This is a genomic window from Gammaproteobacteria bacterium, assembly GCA_029862005.1.
Classification (GTDB): Bacteria; Pseudomonadota; Gammaproteobacteria.
This window is the reverse complement of the sequence record JAOTYD010000001.1, coordinates 34,254-50,661: the sequence shown is the minus strand read 5'-3', so window position 1 is coordinate 50,661 and position 16,408 is coordinate 34,254. Positions and strand designations below refer to the sequence as shown.

Genomic DNA, 16,408 nt, shown 5'->3' with positions numbered 1-16,408 from the left:
CGATCGACGTCAGCGTTATTCAACAGTGACCGATTTGGCGAGGTTACGCGGTTGATCGACATCCGTGCCGCGTAATACCGCGACGTGATAGCTGAATAGCTGCAGTGGAATCGTCGACAGGATCGGGGTCACCCAGTCGGTGTCACAATCCATCTCGATCACGATATCGTCGGAATCGGTTTCAAGGTGTGCCCCACGGTGGGCAAATACGTAAAGCTTGCCGCCACGCGCCTTGACCTCCTGCATATTGGAGTGCAGCTTCTCGAGCAGATCGTCGTTTGGCGCCACCACGATCACCGGCATCTCGGCGTCGACCAGGGCCAACGGCCCATGCTTGAGTTCACCGGCAGGATAGGCCTCGGCGTGGATATAGGAAATTTCCTTGAGCTTGAGCGCGCCCTCCATCGCGATGGCGTGATGCTCACCGCGGCCGAGAAACAGCGCGTGTTCTTTATCGACAAAATCCTCGGCGATGACTTCGATCTGCGCTTCGAGCCCGAGTAATTTTTCGATCAGCGCGGGCAGGGCATTCAATTCACCGATAATGTCGGCTATGATTTTATCGTCGAGTCGCTTTTGCCGCTTGCCGAGTGCCGCAACAAATAACAGCATCGCCACCAGTTGCGTGGTAAAAGCCTTGGTCGACGCAACCCCGATTTCGGGTCCGGCGCGGGTCATCATGACCAGGTCCGACTCGCGTACCATTGACGATTCCGGTGCATTGCAAATGCTCAGGGAGCCACAATAATTTTTCGACTCGAGGCTACGCAGTGCCGAAAGCGTATCGGCGGTTTCCCCCGACTGCGACAGGGTCAGGAACAATGTATTCTCGGGAACTACCGCCTTGCGATAACGGAACTCGCTCGCGACTTCGACCTGGCAGGGTATATCCAGCAGCGACTCGATCCAGTAGCGGGCGACAATTCCAGCGTGATAACTGGTACCGCAGGCAATGATCTGGACATTCTCGACGCGCTCGAAAATCGCATCGGCGTCATAGCCAAAAATCGAATCGAGCACGGTCTTGTCGCTGATGCGGCCTTCCAGGCATTCGGCAATCGCCTGTCCCTGCTCGTGAATTTCCTTCAGCATGTAATGACGGTACTCGCCCTTGTTGGCCGAGTCGCTATTCAACTCGCTGATCTTTACGTCATGTTGCCTGGCTTTACCTGACGAGTTGTAGACCTGGTAATCGCCATTATGCAGAACGACGTAGTCACCCTCTTCAAGATATACGAACCGGTTGGTCACCGGCAACAGCGCCGATACATCGGATGCAACAAAATTCTCCTTGATCCCCACGCCAACCACCAACGGATTACCACGACGACAGGCGACGAGTGTTTGCGGATCATCGACGGCAATAATGCCGAGCGCAAATGCGCCTTCTAGTTCGTCGACCGCTTTTTTTACGGCATCAAACAGGTCGCCGTTGAAATAACTGTCGATTAAATGCGCAACAACTTCACTGTCGGTTTCAGAACTGAACTCGTATCCTGCTTTAAGCAAACGTTCACGAATGGCCTTGTAATTCTCGATAATCCCGTTGTGAACAACCGCGATGCGGTCGTTGGAAAAGTGTGGATGGGCGTTGGTTTCGGAAGGCGCACCGTGGGTGGCCCAGCGGGTGTGCGCGATTCCGACATGTCCCGGTTGTTCAACCGGCATCCGGGTTTCAAGCTCACTGACCTTGCCGAGCGCACGGAATCGTGACAGCTTATGATTTTCTATAAGCGCCATACCGGCGGAGTCATAACCGCGGTACTCGAGGCGGTATAAACCCTCAAGCAGTATCGAACTGACGTTGCGTTGCGCTAATGCGCCTACGATGCCACACATGGACTAACTCTCCTCCTGCTTCGATGGTTTAGACCAACTGTTAATGGTAACCTGTTTCGCGCGTGACAGGGTAAGCCTGTCGGCCGGTGCATCCCTGGTAATAGTTGATCCCGCGCCAATGGTCGCATTACGTGCAACCGTTACCGGTGCTACCAGCTGCGTATCCGAGCCAATAAATACCCCGTCTTCGATCACGGTCTTGAACTTGTTAACGCCGTCGTAGTTACACACGATGGTGCCCGCACCGATGTTGACCCCGGCACCCATCTCGGTGTCACCAATATAGCTCAGATGACTGATCTTGCTGCCTTCACCAATATGCGATTTCTTTACTTCCACGAAATTTCCTATTTTGACCGTATTGTCAAACTCGGCACCGGGACGAATCCGTGCAAACGGACCGATACTGACGTCGCAACCGATCACCGCGTCATCGATCGAGGTCATGGGATGGATTTCACTGCCGTCACCGATGCTGGTGTTTCGTATCACGCAATTGGCACCGATGCGCACGTTATCTCCAAGCGAAACCGTGCCCTCTAACAGGCAATTGATATCGATTTCGACATCGCGGCCGACCGTCACCTCACCGCGAATATCGATACGCGTTGGATCGTATAATTTGACGCCCTGCGCCATCAGCAGCTCGGCCTGGTGAGACCGGTAAATGGCTTCAACATCTGCCAGCTGTCGTTGGTCATTAATGCCGATCACTTCATCTGGATTCGCGCAAATTACCGCGTTAACGACATCACCATTGGCTACCGCAATATCTACCACGTCGGTCAGATAATACTCGCCCTGGGCGTTATCCTTATCGATCGCGCTGACAAGGAATTGCAATCGATCTCCGCGAATCACCATGATGCCGGAATAGCATTCATCGATGCCAAGCTGTTCCGGACTGGCGTCTTTATGCTCGACGATAGCGCGCACCGATAAATCACCCTGACGCACTATACGGCCATAACCGGAAGGATTGTCGGGTTTGAAGCTCAGTATGCGAACCACGGCATCCTGACCCTGTTCGATCATCTGTGACAGGGTTGCGGCGCGAATTAACGGGACGTCCCCGTACAGCACCAGCACCTCGTTACCTGCGGTTACCTGCTCCAGGCATTGCGCCAGGGCATGCCCGGTGCCCAACTGCTCGCGCTGTTCGACAAAGATCAGGTCCGGTTCCTGCATCGATTCCTGCACCCGCACGGCACCGTGTCCGACCACGACAATTAACTGCTCGGGTTCGAGCGCACGACCGATATCGACGACATGTTGCAGCAACGGCTTGCCGGCGAGCTCATGGATCACCTTGGGACGCGCAGATTTCATGCGTGTTCCCTGGCCCGCGGCGAGAATGACAATACTAAGTGGCATATGCGAATAATAATGGAAAATGCTTCAATAACCGTAAAACAGCGCACATTTTTTTCATTATCCTGAAGGTTTTGGCGAGATAAGTCGTAACAGGAGATTATATCCCTGCGCTGGTATCGGACTGATGATTGCGAGATCCCGGATAGCTGCTGCGCAGCTTCCGGGATGACAGGGCATGTAAAAAGGGCCTATGCCCCTTTCTATATGCCTCGTCACTTTCGCTTGAGTTTCCTGATTGCCTGGATTTGCGCGGCGGCGGCGGCAAGTTCGGCCTTGGCCTTGGCGACGTCGAGATCGGATTGCTGGTCGGCCAGTGCCGCCTCGGCGCGCTTCTGGGCCTCGATGGCGGCGGCCTCGTCGAGATCATCTGCGCGAATCGCGGTGTCGGAGAGTACTGTTACGAGGTGTGGCTGGACTTCCAGAATACCCCCGGATATGAAGAAAAACTCTTCCTTGCCGTCGCCCATATCGAGGCGTACTTCGCCCGGTTTGAGCGGTGAAATCAGTGGCGTATGGCGCGGCGCAATACCGACTTCACCCATAATCGCCGGCGCATACACCATGTGCGCCTCGCCCGAGAAGATCTGCTCCTCGGCGCTGACGATTTCTACCTGGATGGTGGCCATGACGTTACCTTACAGGTTCTTGGCACGTTCGGCGACTTCTTCGATGCCGCCAATCATGTAAAACGCCTGCTCCGGATACTGGTCCATCTCGCCTTCGAGAATCTGCTTGAAACTTGCAATGGTATCCTTGACCGATACGTACTTGCCGGGAGAACCGGTGAATACCTCGGCGACGAAGAACGGCTGCGACAGGAAGCGCTGAATTTTGCGCGCTCGACTGACCACCAGCCTGTCTTCCTCAGACAGTTCGTCCATGCCCAGAATCGCGATGATATCCTTAAGTTCCTTGTAGCGTTGCAGGGTACCCTGCACGCCGCGGGCGGTGTCGTAGTGCTCGTTACCGACCACGTTCGGATCGAGAATACGCGAGGTCGAATCAAGCGGATCTACCGCGGGATAAATTCCCAGCTCGGCAACCTGGCGCGACAATACCAGCGTGGCGTCAAGGTGCGCGAAGGTGGTTGCCGGTGACGGATCGGTCAAATCGTCCGCCGGTACGTATACCGCCTGGAAAGACGTGATAGAGCCGGTCTTGGTCGATGTGATACGTTCCTGCAGTACACCCATTTCAAGCGCCAGCGTCGGCTGGTAACCAACCGCGGACGGCATCCGTCCAAGAAGTGCCGATACCTCGGTGCCTGCCAGCGTGTAACGGTAAATGTTGTCGACAAACATCAAAACGTCGCGGCCTTCATCGCGAAAGTACTCCGCCATGGTCAAACCCGACAGTGCCACCCGTAGCCGGTTACCGGGAGGCTCGTTCATCTGTCCGTATACCAGCGATACCTTGTCGATAACGCCGCCTTCGGTCATCTCGTGGTAAAAGTCGTTCCCTTCCCGGGTACGCTCACCCACGCCGGCGAAAACCGAGAAGCCCGAGTGCTCAACCGCGATGTTACGGATCAACTCCATCAGGGTTACCGTCTTGCCGACACCAGCGCCACCAAACAGGCCGATCTTGCCGCCCTTGGCGATCGGCATGATCAGGTCGATAACCTTGATACCGGTTTCGAGAATTTCAGTGGTAGGTGACTGCTCGTCGTAAGTCGGTGGTTTGCGGTGAATCGGCATACGTGATTCTTCACCGATCGGCCCCTTTTCATCGATCGGATTACCGAGTACGTCCATGATGCGTCCGAGTGTTTTCTGACCCACCGGAACTGTGATCGGCTGCCCGGTGTTACTAACCTCGAGACCACGACGCAAGCCCTCGGCGGCACCCATCGCGATAGTACGCACGACACCATCGCCGAGCTGCTGCTGCACTTCCAGCGTCAGGCCTTCGGCCTCGGCGATCAAAAGCGCATCGAAAATCTTGGGAACAGCGTCTCGGGGAAATTCCACGTCGACGACCGCGCCGATTACTTCCACGATATTACCTGTGCTCATCTGTTATTCCTCTGTCAATCTCAATATGCGTAAAAAGTCTTAAACTGCCGCCGCGCCGCCGACGATTTCGCTGATTTCCTGCGTAATCGAAGCCTGGCGCTCGCGGTTATAAATTAACTGCAGCTCGTCGATCATCGCACCGGCGTTATCGGTTGCGTTTTTCATCGCCAGCATGCGTGCCGCCATTTCGCAGGCCACGTTCTCGACCACGGCCCAGTACACCAGCGACTCGATATAGCGCTCCAGCACGCCGTCGAGCACCTCTTTCGAATCGGGCTCGTAAATATAATCCCAGTGATGGCTGAGCTCCTTGTCGGGTGCGGGTTCCACCGGCACCAGCTGCACCATCTTCGGCTGCTGGGTCATGGTGTTCACAAACTCGTTGGCGATCAGGTAAATGACATCGATTTCGCCCTTTTCGTAACTCTTCAACAGGGTCGTCACCGGTCCTATGATTTGCGAGATTTCGGGGCTGTCACCGATATGGCTAGTCTCCGCGACAACTTTTGCACCGATGCGCTTGAAGAAGTTCAGCGCCTTGGTGCCGAAAGTCACTACCTCGATTTCAATACCTTTTTCATCGAGGTCCCCGATGTGGTTGAGCGCCTTTTTAAACATGTTGGTATTAAGACCACCGCAAAGCCCCCGGTCGGTAGCCACGGCAACAATTCCGGCGCGCTTGACCGGACGCTCGATCAGAAACGGATGCTTGTACTCGGGATTCGAACTGGCGACATGGCTGACCACGTCGGCGATACGCTGTGCGTAGGGGCGCGCGGCGAACATCTGGTCCTGGGCGCGGCGCATCTTGCTCGCAGCCACCATTTCCATCGCCGCGGTGATCTTCTGAGTATTCTTAACACTCGTGATCTTGGTCTTTATCTCCTTGCCGCCAGCCATATCTAAGCTCCCTTAGTAAACGCCGTTGGCCTTGAAGTCGTCAATTGCCTGTTTGATCTCGGCCGCGATATCGTCGCTGTAATCGCCGGACTCGTTGATCTTGTCGAGCATGTCCTGTTTGTTGGAACGGATATGTGCGAGCATCGCATCCTCGAAGGCAACCACGTTGGTGACGACGACGTCGTCGAGATAACCTTCGTTTGCCGCGTACAGCGAGATCGCCATTTCAGCCACCGACATCGGTGAATACTGGCGCTGCTTCATCAGTTCGGTTACGCGCTGACCGCGTTCCAGCTGCTTGCGCGTGGCTTCGTCAAGGTCGGAGGCGAACTGCGAGAAGGCCGCCAGTTCGCGGTACTGTGCGAGCGCCAGGCGCACGCCACCGCCAAGTTTCTTGATGATCGGAGTCTGCGCCGCACCACCGACGCGGGATACCGACAGACCGGCGTTGATCGCAGGCCGGATACCGGCATTGAACAGATCCGATTCGAGGAAGATCTGACCGTCGGTGATCGAGATAACGTTAGTCGGCACGAAAGCCGACACGTCACCACCCTGGGTTTCGATGATCGGCAGCGCCGTCAGCGAACCGGTCTGGCCCTTGATCTTACCGTCGGTAATTTTTTCGACGTAGTCGGGGTTGATACGCGCGGCGCGCTCAAGTAAGCGTGAGTGCAGGTAGAAAACATCACCCGGGTAGGCTTCCCGACCCGGCGGACGACGCAGCAGCAACGAAACCTGGCGATAAGCCCAGGCCTGCTTGGTCAGGTCGTCGTAGACAATCAGTGCATCTTCGCCACGATCGCGGAAGTATTCACCCATGGTACAGCCGGAATAGGGCGCGATAAACTGCAGTGCCGCCGAGTCCGATGCGTTCGCCGCGACCACGATGGTGTGCTCCATGGCGCCGAATTCTTCAAGCTTGCGCACTACGTTGGATATCGTCGAGGCCTTCTGGCCGATACCGACGTAGACACACTTGATACCGGTGCCTTTCTGATTGATGATGGCATCGATAGCAACCGCGGATTTGCCGGTCTGACGGTCACCGATGATCAACTCGCGCTGGCCACGACCGATCGGTACCATCGCGTCAATCGACTTGAGGCCTGTCTGCACCGGCTGCGATACCGACTGGCGCGCGATAACGCCAGGTGCTACCTTTTCAATCGGTTCGAATTGCTTGGCGTCGATAGCGCCCTTGCCGTCGATGGGTTCCCCGAGTGAGTTAACGACCCGACCGAGCATCTGCTCGCCCACCGGCACTTCGAGAATCCGCCCAGTACACTTAACCTTGTCCCCCTCGGAGATGTGCTCGTAGTCACCCAGAATTACCGCGCCAACCGAGTCCCGCTCAAGGTTAAGCGCCATACCGTAGGTATTGCCTGGAAACTCGATCATCTCGCCCGACATGACGTCGGCAAGGCCGTGAATACGTGCGATGCCGTCCATCAGGCTGACAATTGTGCCCTCGGTTCTGGCTTCGGCTACACTTTCAAAATTCTTGATGCGATCTTTGATAAGTTCGCTAATTTCTGACGGATTAAGTTGCATCGCGTTTTATCCCGTAATCGTAAAAATCTGTTATTTGTTGACCGCTATGGTTAATTTTTCCATGCGCCCGCTGGCCGAACCATCGATAACAAGATCACCCGCGGTGACGATCGCACCGGCGATCAAACTGTCATCTACTTCGGTCGTAATGCTGACTTCCTTACCGAGCCGTTTGGCCATGCTGCTGGCGATACTTTCCTGTTGCTCGGCACTCAAGGCCTGGGCACTTCTGACCCGCACTTCGATTTTGCCCTCGGCCTCCTGCTTGAGGTTGGTAAACACATCGGCAATTGCCGGCAGCGCCGCCAGGCGTCGGTTTTCAGCAAGCAGGCGGACGGTGTTGCCAAAGTCACCATCGTCCTCGACCCCGGCACCCTCGAGTACCGACAGGAACAGTACGCCCAGCTCCCGCGGTAGCACGTCAGGCTGCTCCAGAAAAGTCTTCATGGATTCGTCCGCCGCAATCGCGGCGGCCAACCGCAGGTTATTCTGCCATTGATCCAGCTTGCCTTCGTCACTCGCCAGTTCGAAAATAGCCCTGGCGTAGGGTCGGGCGGCGGTTTCAAAATCAGCCATCTTCTAAACCCTAAATCTGGGCAACCAGTTCATCAAGCACAGCCGCATGCGCATTGGCATCGACTTCGCGCTTCAGGATCTGACCGGCACCGGCGAGCGCTATCGAGGATACCTCTTTGCGCAGTTCGTCGCGTGCCGAATTGATTTGCTGATCGATATCGGCGCTGGCCGCGGCCTTGATTTTATCGGCTTCTTCACGCGCGGCGTCCTTGGCCTCGTCGACGATCTCGTTGGCACGTTTCTGCGCCTGGTTGATAATTTCCTGTGCCTGTTGCTTGGCATCTTTCAGGCTGTCGCTGACTTTCGCCTGGGCCTCTTCCAGGTCCTGTTGACCACGTTGTGCTGCGGCCAGGCCCTCTGAAATTCGAGCATTACGCTCTTCCAGTGCTGCCATGAGTGGTGGCCATATATATTTCATGCAGAACCAGACAAACACGATAAAGGTGATGGTTTGCCCTATCAGCGTCGCATTGAAATTCATATTGCTGTCCTCGCTTTAAATGTCAGGCCTGTCGCGCTTAAGCAACCGCGAACATGACATACATAGCCAGGCCAACCGCGATCATCGGCACCGCGTCGACCAGACCCATAACGATGAAGAACTGGGTACGTAACATCGGGATCAGCTCCGGTTGGCGCGCAGCACCTTCGAGAAATCGTCCACCGAGTACACCAATACCTACAGCCGCACCGAGTGCGCCCAAGCCCATCATTAAAGCGCCTGCGATATATAACAAGGCTGATTCCATGATTGTCTCCTGATAATTTAGAGTGTGTTAAATATAAAGTTTAGTGATCTGTCTGCGATGCCATATCCAGGTATACGATGGTCAGCGTCATGAAGATAAACGCCTGCAAGGTAATAATCAGGATATGAAATATCGCCCAACCCAGTTGCAAAAATCCTCCCGATATCTTGAGTATCCAGCCACCGCTGTACATCAGGGCTATCAAGATGAATATCATTTCACCGGCATAGAGATTGCCGAACAAACGCAAGGCAAGTGAAACGGGTTTTGCAATCAGGGTGACGCCTTCAAGCACAAGGTTGATCGGCATCATGAATTTAGGGAAGGGATGAAAGGCCAGTTCGGCAAAAAAACCGCCGGGCCCCTTCATCTTGACGCTGTAATACAGGACCAGCGCGAAAACCGATAGCGACATACCGAAAGTCACGTTTGGATCGGTACTCGGCACGATTTTCAGATAAGGAATTCCCATCAGGCTCGCGAGCCAGGGAATATGGTCGACGGCAACCAGGTCCATCAGGTTCATCAGGAATATCCAGACGAAGATGGTCAGCGCCAGCGGTGCAACCAGCGGATTCTTGCCACTGAATGATCCGCGTACCGAGTCATCGATAAACTCGATCAACATTTCAATAAAATTTTGTAGCCCGCTCGGGGCATCGGTGGAGGCTTTTTTGGCGGCCTGGCGGAATATCCACAGGAAAAAACATCCGAGGCCGATTGAAAACAACATCGAATCGACATTGATCGACCAGAAACCCATTTCCTTGATTTCGTCGGCACCGTGAGCAATACCCCAGCTGCCATCTGGATGCTGCCCGTATACCAGGTTGGTCAGGTGGTGCTTGATGTATTCGCCAGAATTAGCGTAATCACTAGCCATATTAGATCAATTACCTTTTGTAACAAACGGTGCAAACCAGCCGGATAGCTGGATCATTACAAACCCGACAAACAAAACAACCGGATCCCAGGAATAACCCGAAGTGAAGGCAAGCACCAGTATCATGCTCATGATCACCCATTTCCCGATCGCGGACCGATACACGTAACCCAACCATTGCGGCGCATTATTATTTTCTGTCACTCGCAGCATTCTGATACTGAAATATGTTTTCGGTAACAGCGCGGCGAGGCATCCAACCAGGGCCGATGGCATAAACGCTATATCCCAGAGACCTGTAACTATCAGGTAAGTAGCCCCCAGAATGTATTGAAAGACCAGTATCCTAGTAATCTGATTTTTCATCGCTTTTTACAGGCACAATCCGAGCCTCAGTACCCGTCTGAAAAAGCGGATCAAGAGTATAAACGAGTTAAACGAGAATAATCAATGACCCGAACAAATATATTTATAAAGACAAATGTTCGAGGATTCCATCGAGTTCTGCGGCACTGTGAAAGCTGATTACAAGCTGTCCGGAGCCCTTTTTCCCCGGCCTGATTTTGACATTTGCGCCCAGCTTTTCACTGATCTGGTTCTCCAGCCGTTTGATGTCAGGATCCGAGGCCTTCGGTTTGACTTTTACAGTGTTTGCGGCGGCCAGCGTTCTTTTAACCAGCAATTCGGTTTCCCGCACCGACAGGCCGCGATTGACGACCAGTTTGGCAATTTCGATCTGGTCATGGCGAATGAGCGCCAGCAGCGCACGCGCATGTCCCATGTCGAGCAAGCCCTTGTTGACCTGCTGTTTAACCGGTTCGGCAAGATCGAGCAGGCGCAGCAGGTTGCTGACGGCTGCGCGAGAGCGCCCCACAGAATCCGCAACCTGTTGATGCGTAAGGTCAAATTCTTCAATCAAGCGCGAAAATGCCTGTGCCTGCTCGAGCGGGTTTAAATCCTCGCGCTGGATATTTTCGATCAGGCCGATGGCGGCGGCCGATTTTGCATCCAGCTCACGAATTACCGCAGGTATTTTCTGCAAACCGGCAAGCTGCGCGGCGCGCCAGCGTCGTTCACCTGCTACCAGTTCGAAATGGCTGCCCTCGGCGCGAACGACAATGGGTTGCACGATGCCCTGGACGCGAATCGAATCAGCCAGTTCCTGCAGGGACTCCTGTTCAAATACCTGCCGTGGCTGGTACTTGCCACGCTGAATCCGATCGATATCAATTTCAGTCAGGCCGGTTAACTGATCCCTACCTGCCTCGGCGGTGAGATCATCGAGATTACCGATTAACGATCCGAGTCCTCTTCCGAGGCGCTTTTTTTTCATAGTAGTCATTGTGTCAGGTAATGGTTTTGCTTGGCATCCCGCCGCAGCACTTCTCCGGCCAGCGCAAGATAGGCCATCGAGCCGCGCGAATTCTTACTGTAGTTCAAGATCGTTTGGCCATAACTCGGAGCCTCGGCAAGCGCGACATTGCGCGGGATTACAGTGCGATACACGCGATCGCCAAAATGCTCGACCAGTTCATTGGAAACATCACCGGAAAGGTTGTTACGCGGGTCATACATCGTGCGCAGCAAGCCTTCGAGCCGAATTTCCGGGTTGACGCTGATGCGGATCTGCTCGATCGTATCGAGCAACGAGGACAGGCCTTCGAGCGCGTAGTATTCGCATTGCATCGGAATCATAACACCATCGGCGGCAACCAGCGCATTGACCGTCAGCATATTCAATGATGGCGGACAATCAATAAGGATATATTCGTAGTTGTCGCGTAACGTTTCGAGGGCAAGTGTCAACTGCCGTTCACGACCGATCTTGTTCACCAGCTGCACCTCGGCCGCGGTAAGATCAGCATTGGACGGTAAAATATCGTAACCGGCCCCGCTCGAATATTGTAACGCCTGGGTCGCGCTGGCTTCGCCGAGCAACACATCGCAGACACTGAGTATCAATTCATTTTTATCGATCCCGCTGCCCATAGTGGCATTACCCTGTGGATCCATATCGACCAGCAATACCCGTCGCCTGGTTGCCGCCAGTGCGGCCGCGAGGTTGACCGTGGTGGTGGTTTTACCAACCCCGCCTTTTTGATTGGCTATGGTAATGGTCCTGGTCATAGCGCGCTAATTGTAACCAGGCTGCGGCTTTCGACGATGCCGGGTACTTTTATGGTTTTCTCTTTGTAGGCAAACCTGCCGGTATCCAGCTGCTTTACCTCTTCCTGCCTGAGTCCGGTTTTCATGGTAATCAATCGGGTTTTAGGTTCCATCAAGTGGGCGACGCTATCGCAAAATTCCGCCAGCGGTGCATAGGCACGGCTAACGATGAAATCCAGCGCGTCCGGCGCATGATAGTCCTGAACCCGTGACTGTACAACTTGCGCATTTTTCAGACCACAATGCGCAATCGCCTGGCGTATGAATCGAGTCTTGCGCGCATTGCTGTCGAGAAGAATCCAGATGACGTCAGGCATGGCAATTGCAAGCGGAATTCCTGGCAGACCCGCACCGCTACCGACATCAATCGCTTTCCGGCCGTTAACCAGCAGTGGCAAAACCGAGAGACTGTCCAGCAAGTGATAGCTCAGCATGCGCGGTAATCCGCGAATCGAGGTCAGGTTATAAACCTGGTTCCACTTTTCAAGAAGCCGCAGGTACTCGAGTAATTGATCGTGCTGAGATTGTTGGAGCGTGATTCCCAGCGCCTCGGTACCTGCGCGGAGTTCACCAGCGAGATTCATTCAAGCCGTCTTTCTGGCCTGGTACTGATGCCGCTTCAGGTGCACCAATAACAAAGAAATAGCGGCCGGGGTAATACCTGAAATGCGGCTTGCCTGACCAATCGTGGCCGGACGATGCTGCGCCAGCTTCTGGCAAACTTCATTGGAAAGCCCGCGGACCTCGCTGTAGTCGAGGTCTTCTGGTAACTCGGTTTGCTCGTGCTGAGTGGCTTTTTCAATTTCCTGTTGCTGGCGATCAAGATAGCCGGCGTACTTGGCATTGACCTCGGCCTGGGCGTGTACCTTTGGCGGAAAAGACCCGCTATCTTTGATAAAAGGTATCAGGTGACCGATTTCAATTTCGGGGCGTTTCAGCATTTCGCTATATCGATATTCACGCGTTACCGGCTTGCGTAAAACTTCACCCAGGGCCAGGGCAGCGTCCGTATCGGGCCGTAACCATTGATCGCGCAGTGCCTGGTTCAAACGTTCGAGCTGTTCACGGTACTGTTCGAAAGACTGCCAGCGCTCGTCTTCGACCAGACCGAGTTCACGCCCGGTTTCGGTCAGACGCAGGTCCGCGTTGTCTTCGCGCAGCATCAGCCGGTACTCGGCGCGCGAAGTAAACATGCGATAAGGTTCGTTGGTGCCGCGCGTGATCAAATCATCGACCAGCACTCCCAGGTAAGCTTCTGAACGCTTCAGTTCAAGCGGCTTCTTACCCTGCACCCTCGCCGCGGCATTGGCACCCGCCATCAACCCCTGCGCCGCCGCCTCTTCGTAACCGGTCGTGCCGTTGATTTGCCCGGCAAAATACAGCCCTTCGATGAACCGGGTTTCCAGCGTTGTGCGCAGATCGCGTGGATCAAAATAATCGTACTCGATCGCGTATCCCGGGCGCGTTATTTGCGCTTGTTCGAATCCGACCATGCTGTTCACGAGCTTGCACTGCACGTCAAAGGGCAGGCTGGTGGATATCCCGTTGGGGTAAATCTCGCCGAGTTTCAGGCCCTCGGGCTCAACAAATACCTGGTGCGAATTCTTGTCAGCGAAGCGCACGACTTTATCTTCGATCGATGGACAATAGCGCGGACCAACACCCTCGATGTCACCACTGAACAGCGGCGATCGGTGCAGACTTTCGCGGATGATATCGTGGGTTTTTGCATTGGTATGGGTGATATGACAACTGATCTGCTGCGGGTGCAAATCGAGGCTACCCATGGTTGAAAATACCGGCAGTGGATCATCGCCAGGCTGTTCCTCGAGCCGCGTGAAATCGATTGTTTTGCGATCGATGCGTGGCGGGGTCCCGGTCTTTAAACGACCGATTCGAAACGGACGCGCGCGCAGTCGTTCGGCGAGTGCGGTCGCCGGCGGATCACCGGCACGCCCGCCGGCATAGTTCGAATCACCGATGTGAATCTTACCATCGAGAAAGGTGCCGACGGTCAGTACCACGCAGGGTGCATAAAAACGTACCCCCATTTGTGTCACTACACCTTCAATCGCAGTTCCGTTTTCGAGCAGGTCAACCACGGGCTGCTGGAATATCGACAGGCCCGGCTGGTTTTCGAGCTTTTCGCGAATCGCCATGCGGTACAGTTGGCGGTCGGCCTGGGCGCGTGTCGCGCGCACCGCGGGACCCTTACGGCGATTCAGTATTCTGAACTGGATACCGGCCTTGTCGGCGGCAAGTGCCATTTCGCCACCGAGGGCATCGATTTCCTTGACCAGGTGACCCTTGCCAATACCACCGATTGCCGGATTGCAGGACATCTGCCCCAGGGTTTCGATACTGTGTGTCAGCAGCAGCGTCTCGACACCCATGCGCGCAGCCGCGAGCGCGGCCTCGGTGCCCGCATGCCCGCCGCCGACCACAATCACATCGAAACGCTTGTTAAATTCCATAACCGGTCATAATACCAAAAAGGGCGCGCATTCTAGCGCAATAGTCCGCCTTTTCCAAAAAATCGCTTCGAACGCTACGTCGGGTATATGCCTCCAAAAGTCGCTTCCAACTGGCGCGAGCGCCAGTTGGCCCATCCATGGGATCGCTTGGAGCGCGGCATCCCTGCCGCGCTACACTTTTGGAGGCATATACCCGACGTAGCTCCAACCTTACTAACTTTGGAAACAAAGGGGGTCATTCCGGTGAAAGGGAGGTGACGTTACTCGCTACCAGGGGAGTGGGTGGCGATGAGGTCTGGGAGGTCGTGCATGCGATCAAACACGATGTGGGCACCGCTGCCGTGGAGCCTGTGCGCGGGCATGAGCTCAGCAAATCCGAAAACTTTCATGCCCGCGGCGACCGCGCCAGTGACGCCGATGGGGCTGTCTTCGATGACGAGGCAGCGTCCGGGATCGTCGATTCCCATGGTCTGCGCGGCATGCAGGTAGATATCGGGGTGCGGTTTGCCGCGTTCAACATCACTGGTACTGAAAATCTTATTGGTAAAAAAGCGGATCAGGTCGGTTTTACCCAGGGTCAAGCGCATCTTGTCGTGGGAGCCACTCGATGCAACGCAATAAGGCAGGGCCAGCTGCTCCAATACAGTTTCGATGCCGTCGATCGCGGCAACGGATTCTGCCAGTGCGCGATTGATATCCTGCTGGTAGCGACGATCAAGTTCTGGAGGGGGTGGCTCGCCGATGATGGCCTCGATTTTTTGCAGGCACTGATCGCGTGAGTGTCCGACGAAGGTATCGAACATGTCTTCGAGGGTGAACTGCAGGCCGCAAACCTCTTCCAGTACACTCGCGAACACTTCGTTAGCGACGCGCTCGCTGTTAACCAGCACCCCGTCGCAATCGAAGATAATCAGGTCAAAACTGTTACCCAATTAAACCGTCCCGGGCGGCTCTTTTTTCGCAATGGTGGTTGCCAGCGCAATCATCGACGACAGGTCGGTCAGGTTCGATGGCACGACCAGGGTATTGCCCTCCTTGGCCAGGTTGCCGAACTGCGTGATGTAAGCCTCGGCGATGCGCAGATGCATCGCGGCATCGCCACCCTCGACGACCAGCGATTGGGCTACCCGGTATAATCCCTTCGAGGTTGCGGTAGCTACCGCGAGTATCGCCTCGGCTTCACCCGCGGCCTCGTTGATCTGTTGCTGCTTGGCGGCCTCCGATTCCTTGATGACGCGCTGCTTTTCACCCTCGGCCTCGTTGATCTTGGCATCCCGCTCACCTTCGGAAGTCAGGATCACCGCACGTTTTTCACGTTCCGCGCGCATCTGTTTTTCCATCGCACTGAGCACATCCTGTGGAGGATTGATGTTCTTGATCTCGTAACGCAAAACCTTGACGCCCCAGGGGTCCGATGCCTTGTCGAGTTCGGCGACGACGCTGGCGTTTATCATCGCGCGCTCCTCGAAGGTTCGATCCAGCGCGATCTTGCCGATTTCGCTCCGCAGCGTGGTTTGCGCTAGCTGCGAGATCGCAAACACGTAGTCAGAAATGCCGTACGAAGCGCGTTCCGGGTCGAGCACCTGCAGGTAGAGCACGCCGTCGACCCCGACCTGCACATTATCGTTGGTAATACAGACCTGCTCGGGGATATCGAGCGCCAGCTCCTTAAGGCTATGCCGATAGGCTACCCGTTCGATAAACGGTATCAGGATGTGAAAGCCCGCGCGCAGCGTGCGGCTGTATTTACCCAGGCTTTCGACCACAAAGGCGCTTTGTTGCGGCACCACCACCGCGGTTTTGAAAATGACGAGAATGACGACGATCGCGATTGCAATCGATACCCAGAAAGCGAAATTACCGTACATGATGTTCTCC

Annotated in this window: 17 protein-coding genes; all 17 read right to left on the bottom strand. The window is 55.0% G+C overall.

The annotated features are described in order from the left end of the window. Nucleotides 1–15: 15 nt before the first annotated feature. Nucleotides 16–1,839, bottom strand: a complete 1,824-nt coding sequence (gene glmS, locus OES20_00250; protein ID MDH3633111.1) for a glutamine--fructose-6-phosphate transaminase (isomerizing) — start codon at nucleotides 1,837–1,839, stop codon at nucleotides 16–18. A gap of 3 nt (nucleotides 1,840–1,842) precedes the next feature. Next, a complete protein-coding gene (gene glmU, locus OES20_00245) occupies nucleotides 1,843–3,213 on the bottom strand; it encodes a bifunctional UDP-N-acetylglucosamine diphosphorylase/glucosamine-1-phosphate N-acetyltransferase GlmU (GenBank protein MDH3633110.1) in 1,371 nt (456 codons plus the stop codon). A gap of 212 nt (nucleotides 3,214–3,425) precedes the next feature. Further along, complete coding sequence (locus tag OES20_00240; GenBank protein MDH3633109.1) at nucleotides 3,426–3,839, bottom strand: F0F1 ATP synthase subunit epsilon; 414 nt, start codon at nucleotides 3,837–3,839, stop codon at nucleotides 3,426–3,428. A gap of 9 nt (nucleotides 3,840–3,848) precedes the next feature. Next, nucleotides 3,849–5,228 (bottom strand): F0F1 ATP synthase subunit beta, encoded by a 1,380-nt coding sequence (gene atpD, locus OES20_00235; GenBank protein ID MDH3633108.1) that lies wholly within the window; start codon nucleotides 5,226–5,228, stop codon nucleotides 3,849–3,851. A gap of 39 nt (nucleotides 5,229–5,267) precedes the next feature. Then, nucleotides 5,268–6,128 carry a F0F1 ATP synthase subunit gamma gene (atpG, locus tag OES20_00230; GenBank protein MDH3633107.1) on the bottom strand — a complete coding sequence of 287 codons (861 nt, stop codon included), beginning with the start codon at nucleotides 6,126–6,128 and terminating at the stop codon, nucleotides 5,268–5,270. A gap of 12 nt (nucleotides 6,129–6,140) precedes the next feature. Next, nucleotides 6,141–7,682 (bottom strand): F0F1 ATP synthase subunit alpha, encoded by a 1,542-nt coding sequence (gene atpA, locus OES20_00225; protein MDH3633106.1) that lies wholly within the window; start codon nucleotides 7,680–7,682, stop codon nucleotides 6,141–6,143. Between the two features lie 30 nt (nucleotides 7,683–7,712). Beyond that, on the bottom strand, nucleotides 7,713–8,258 hold the full coding sequence (locus tag OES20_00220; protein ID MDH3633105.1) for a F0F1 ATP synthase subunit delta: 546 nt from the start codon (nucleotides 8,256–8,258) through the stop codon (nucleotides 7,713–7,715). 10 nt (nucleotides 8,259–8,268) lie between these two features. Beyond that, nucleotides 8,269–8,739 carry a F0F1 ATP synthase subunit B gene (locus tag OES20_00215; GenBank protein ID MDH3633104.1) on the bottom strand — a complete coding sequence of 157 codons (471 nt, stop codon included), beginning with the start codon at nucleotides 8,737–8,739 and terminating at the stop codon, nucleotides 8,269–8,271. A gap of 37 nt (nucleotides 8,740–8,776) precedes the next feature. Then, nucleotides 8,777–9,007: a F0F1 ATP synthase subunit C gene (atpE, locus tag OES20_00210; GenBank protein MDH3633103.1), complete on the bottom strand. Its 231-nt coding sequence runs from the start codon at nucleotides 9,005–9,007 to the stop codon at nucleotides 8,777–8,779. Between the two features lie 40 nt (nucleotides 9,008–9,047). Next, nucleotides 9,048–9,890, bottom strand: a complete 843-nt coding sequence (gene atpB / locus OES20_00205; protein ID MDH3633102.1) for a F0F1 ATP synthase subunit A — start codon at nucleotides 9,888–9,890, stop codon at nucleotides 9,048–9,050. Between the two features lie 6 nt (nucleotides 9,891–9,896). Continuing rightward, nucleotides 9,897–10,256 (bottom strand): ATP synthase subunit I, encoded by a 360-nt coding sequence (locus tag OES20_00200; GenBank protein MDH3633101.1) that lies wholly within the window; start codon nucleotides 10,254–10,256, stop codon nucleotides 9,897–9,899. Between the two features lie 103 nt (nucleotides 10,257–10,359). Continuing rightward, nucleotides 10,360–11,223 (bottom strand): ParB/RepB/Spo0J family partition protein, encoded by an 864-nt coding sequence (locus OES20_00195; GenBank protein ID MDH3633100.1) that lies wholly within the window; start codon nucleotides 11,221–11,223, stop codon nucleotides 10,360–10,362. A gap of 5 nt (nucleotides 11,224–11,228) precedes the next feature. Then, nucleotides 11,229–12,017 (bottom strand): ParA family protein, encoded by a 789-nt coding sequence (locus tag OES20_00190; GenBank protein MDH3633099.1) that lies wholly within the window; start codon nucleotides 12,015–12,017, stop codon nucleotides 11,229–11,231. Then, the gene (gene rsmG, locus OES20_00185; protein ID MDH3633098.1) at nucleotides 12,014–12,640 is read right to left on the bottom strand and encodes a 16S rRNA (guanine(527)-N(7))-methyltransferase RsmG; all 627 of its coding nucleotides are present in this window, start codon (nucleotides 12,638–12,640) and stop codon (nucleotides 12,014–12,016) included. The genes OES20_00190 and rsmG overlap by 4 nt, the downstream gene beginning before the upstream one ends. Next, nucleotides 12,641–14,530: a tRNA uridine-5-carboxymethylaminomethyl(34) synthesis enzyme MnmG gene (mnmG, locus tag OES20_00180; protein ID MDH3633097.1), complete on the bottom strand. Its 1,890-nt coding sequence runs from the start codon at nucleotides 14,528–14,530 to the stop codon at nucleotides 12,641–12,643. Nucleotides 14,531–14,790: 260 nt separating this feature from the next. Continuing rightward, nucleotides 14,791–15,462 (bottom strand): HAD family phosphatase, encoded by a 672-nt coding sequence (locus tag OES20_00175; protein ID MDH3633096.1) that lies wholly within the window; start codon nucleotides 15,460–15,462, stop codon nucleotides 14,791–14,793. Further along, nucleotides 15,463–16,398 (bottom strand): paraslipin, encoded by a 936-nt coding sequence (locus OES20_00170; GenBank protein ID MDH3633095.1) that lies wholly within the window; start codon nucleotides 16,396–16,398, stop codon nucleotides 15,463–15,465. Between the last annotated feature and the right edge of the window lie 10 nt (nucleotides 16,399–16,408).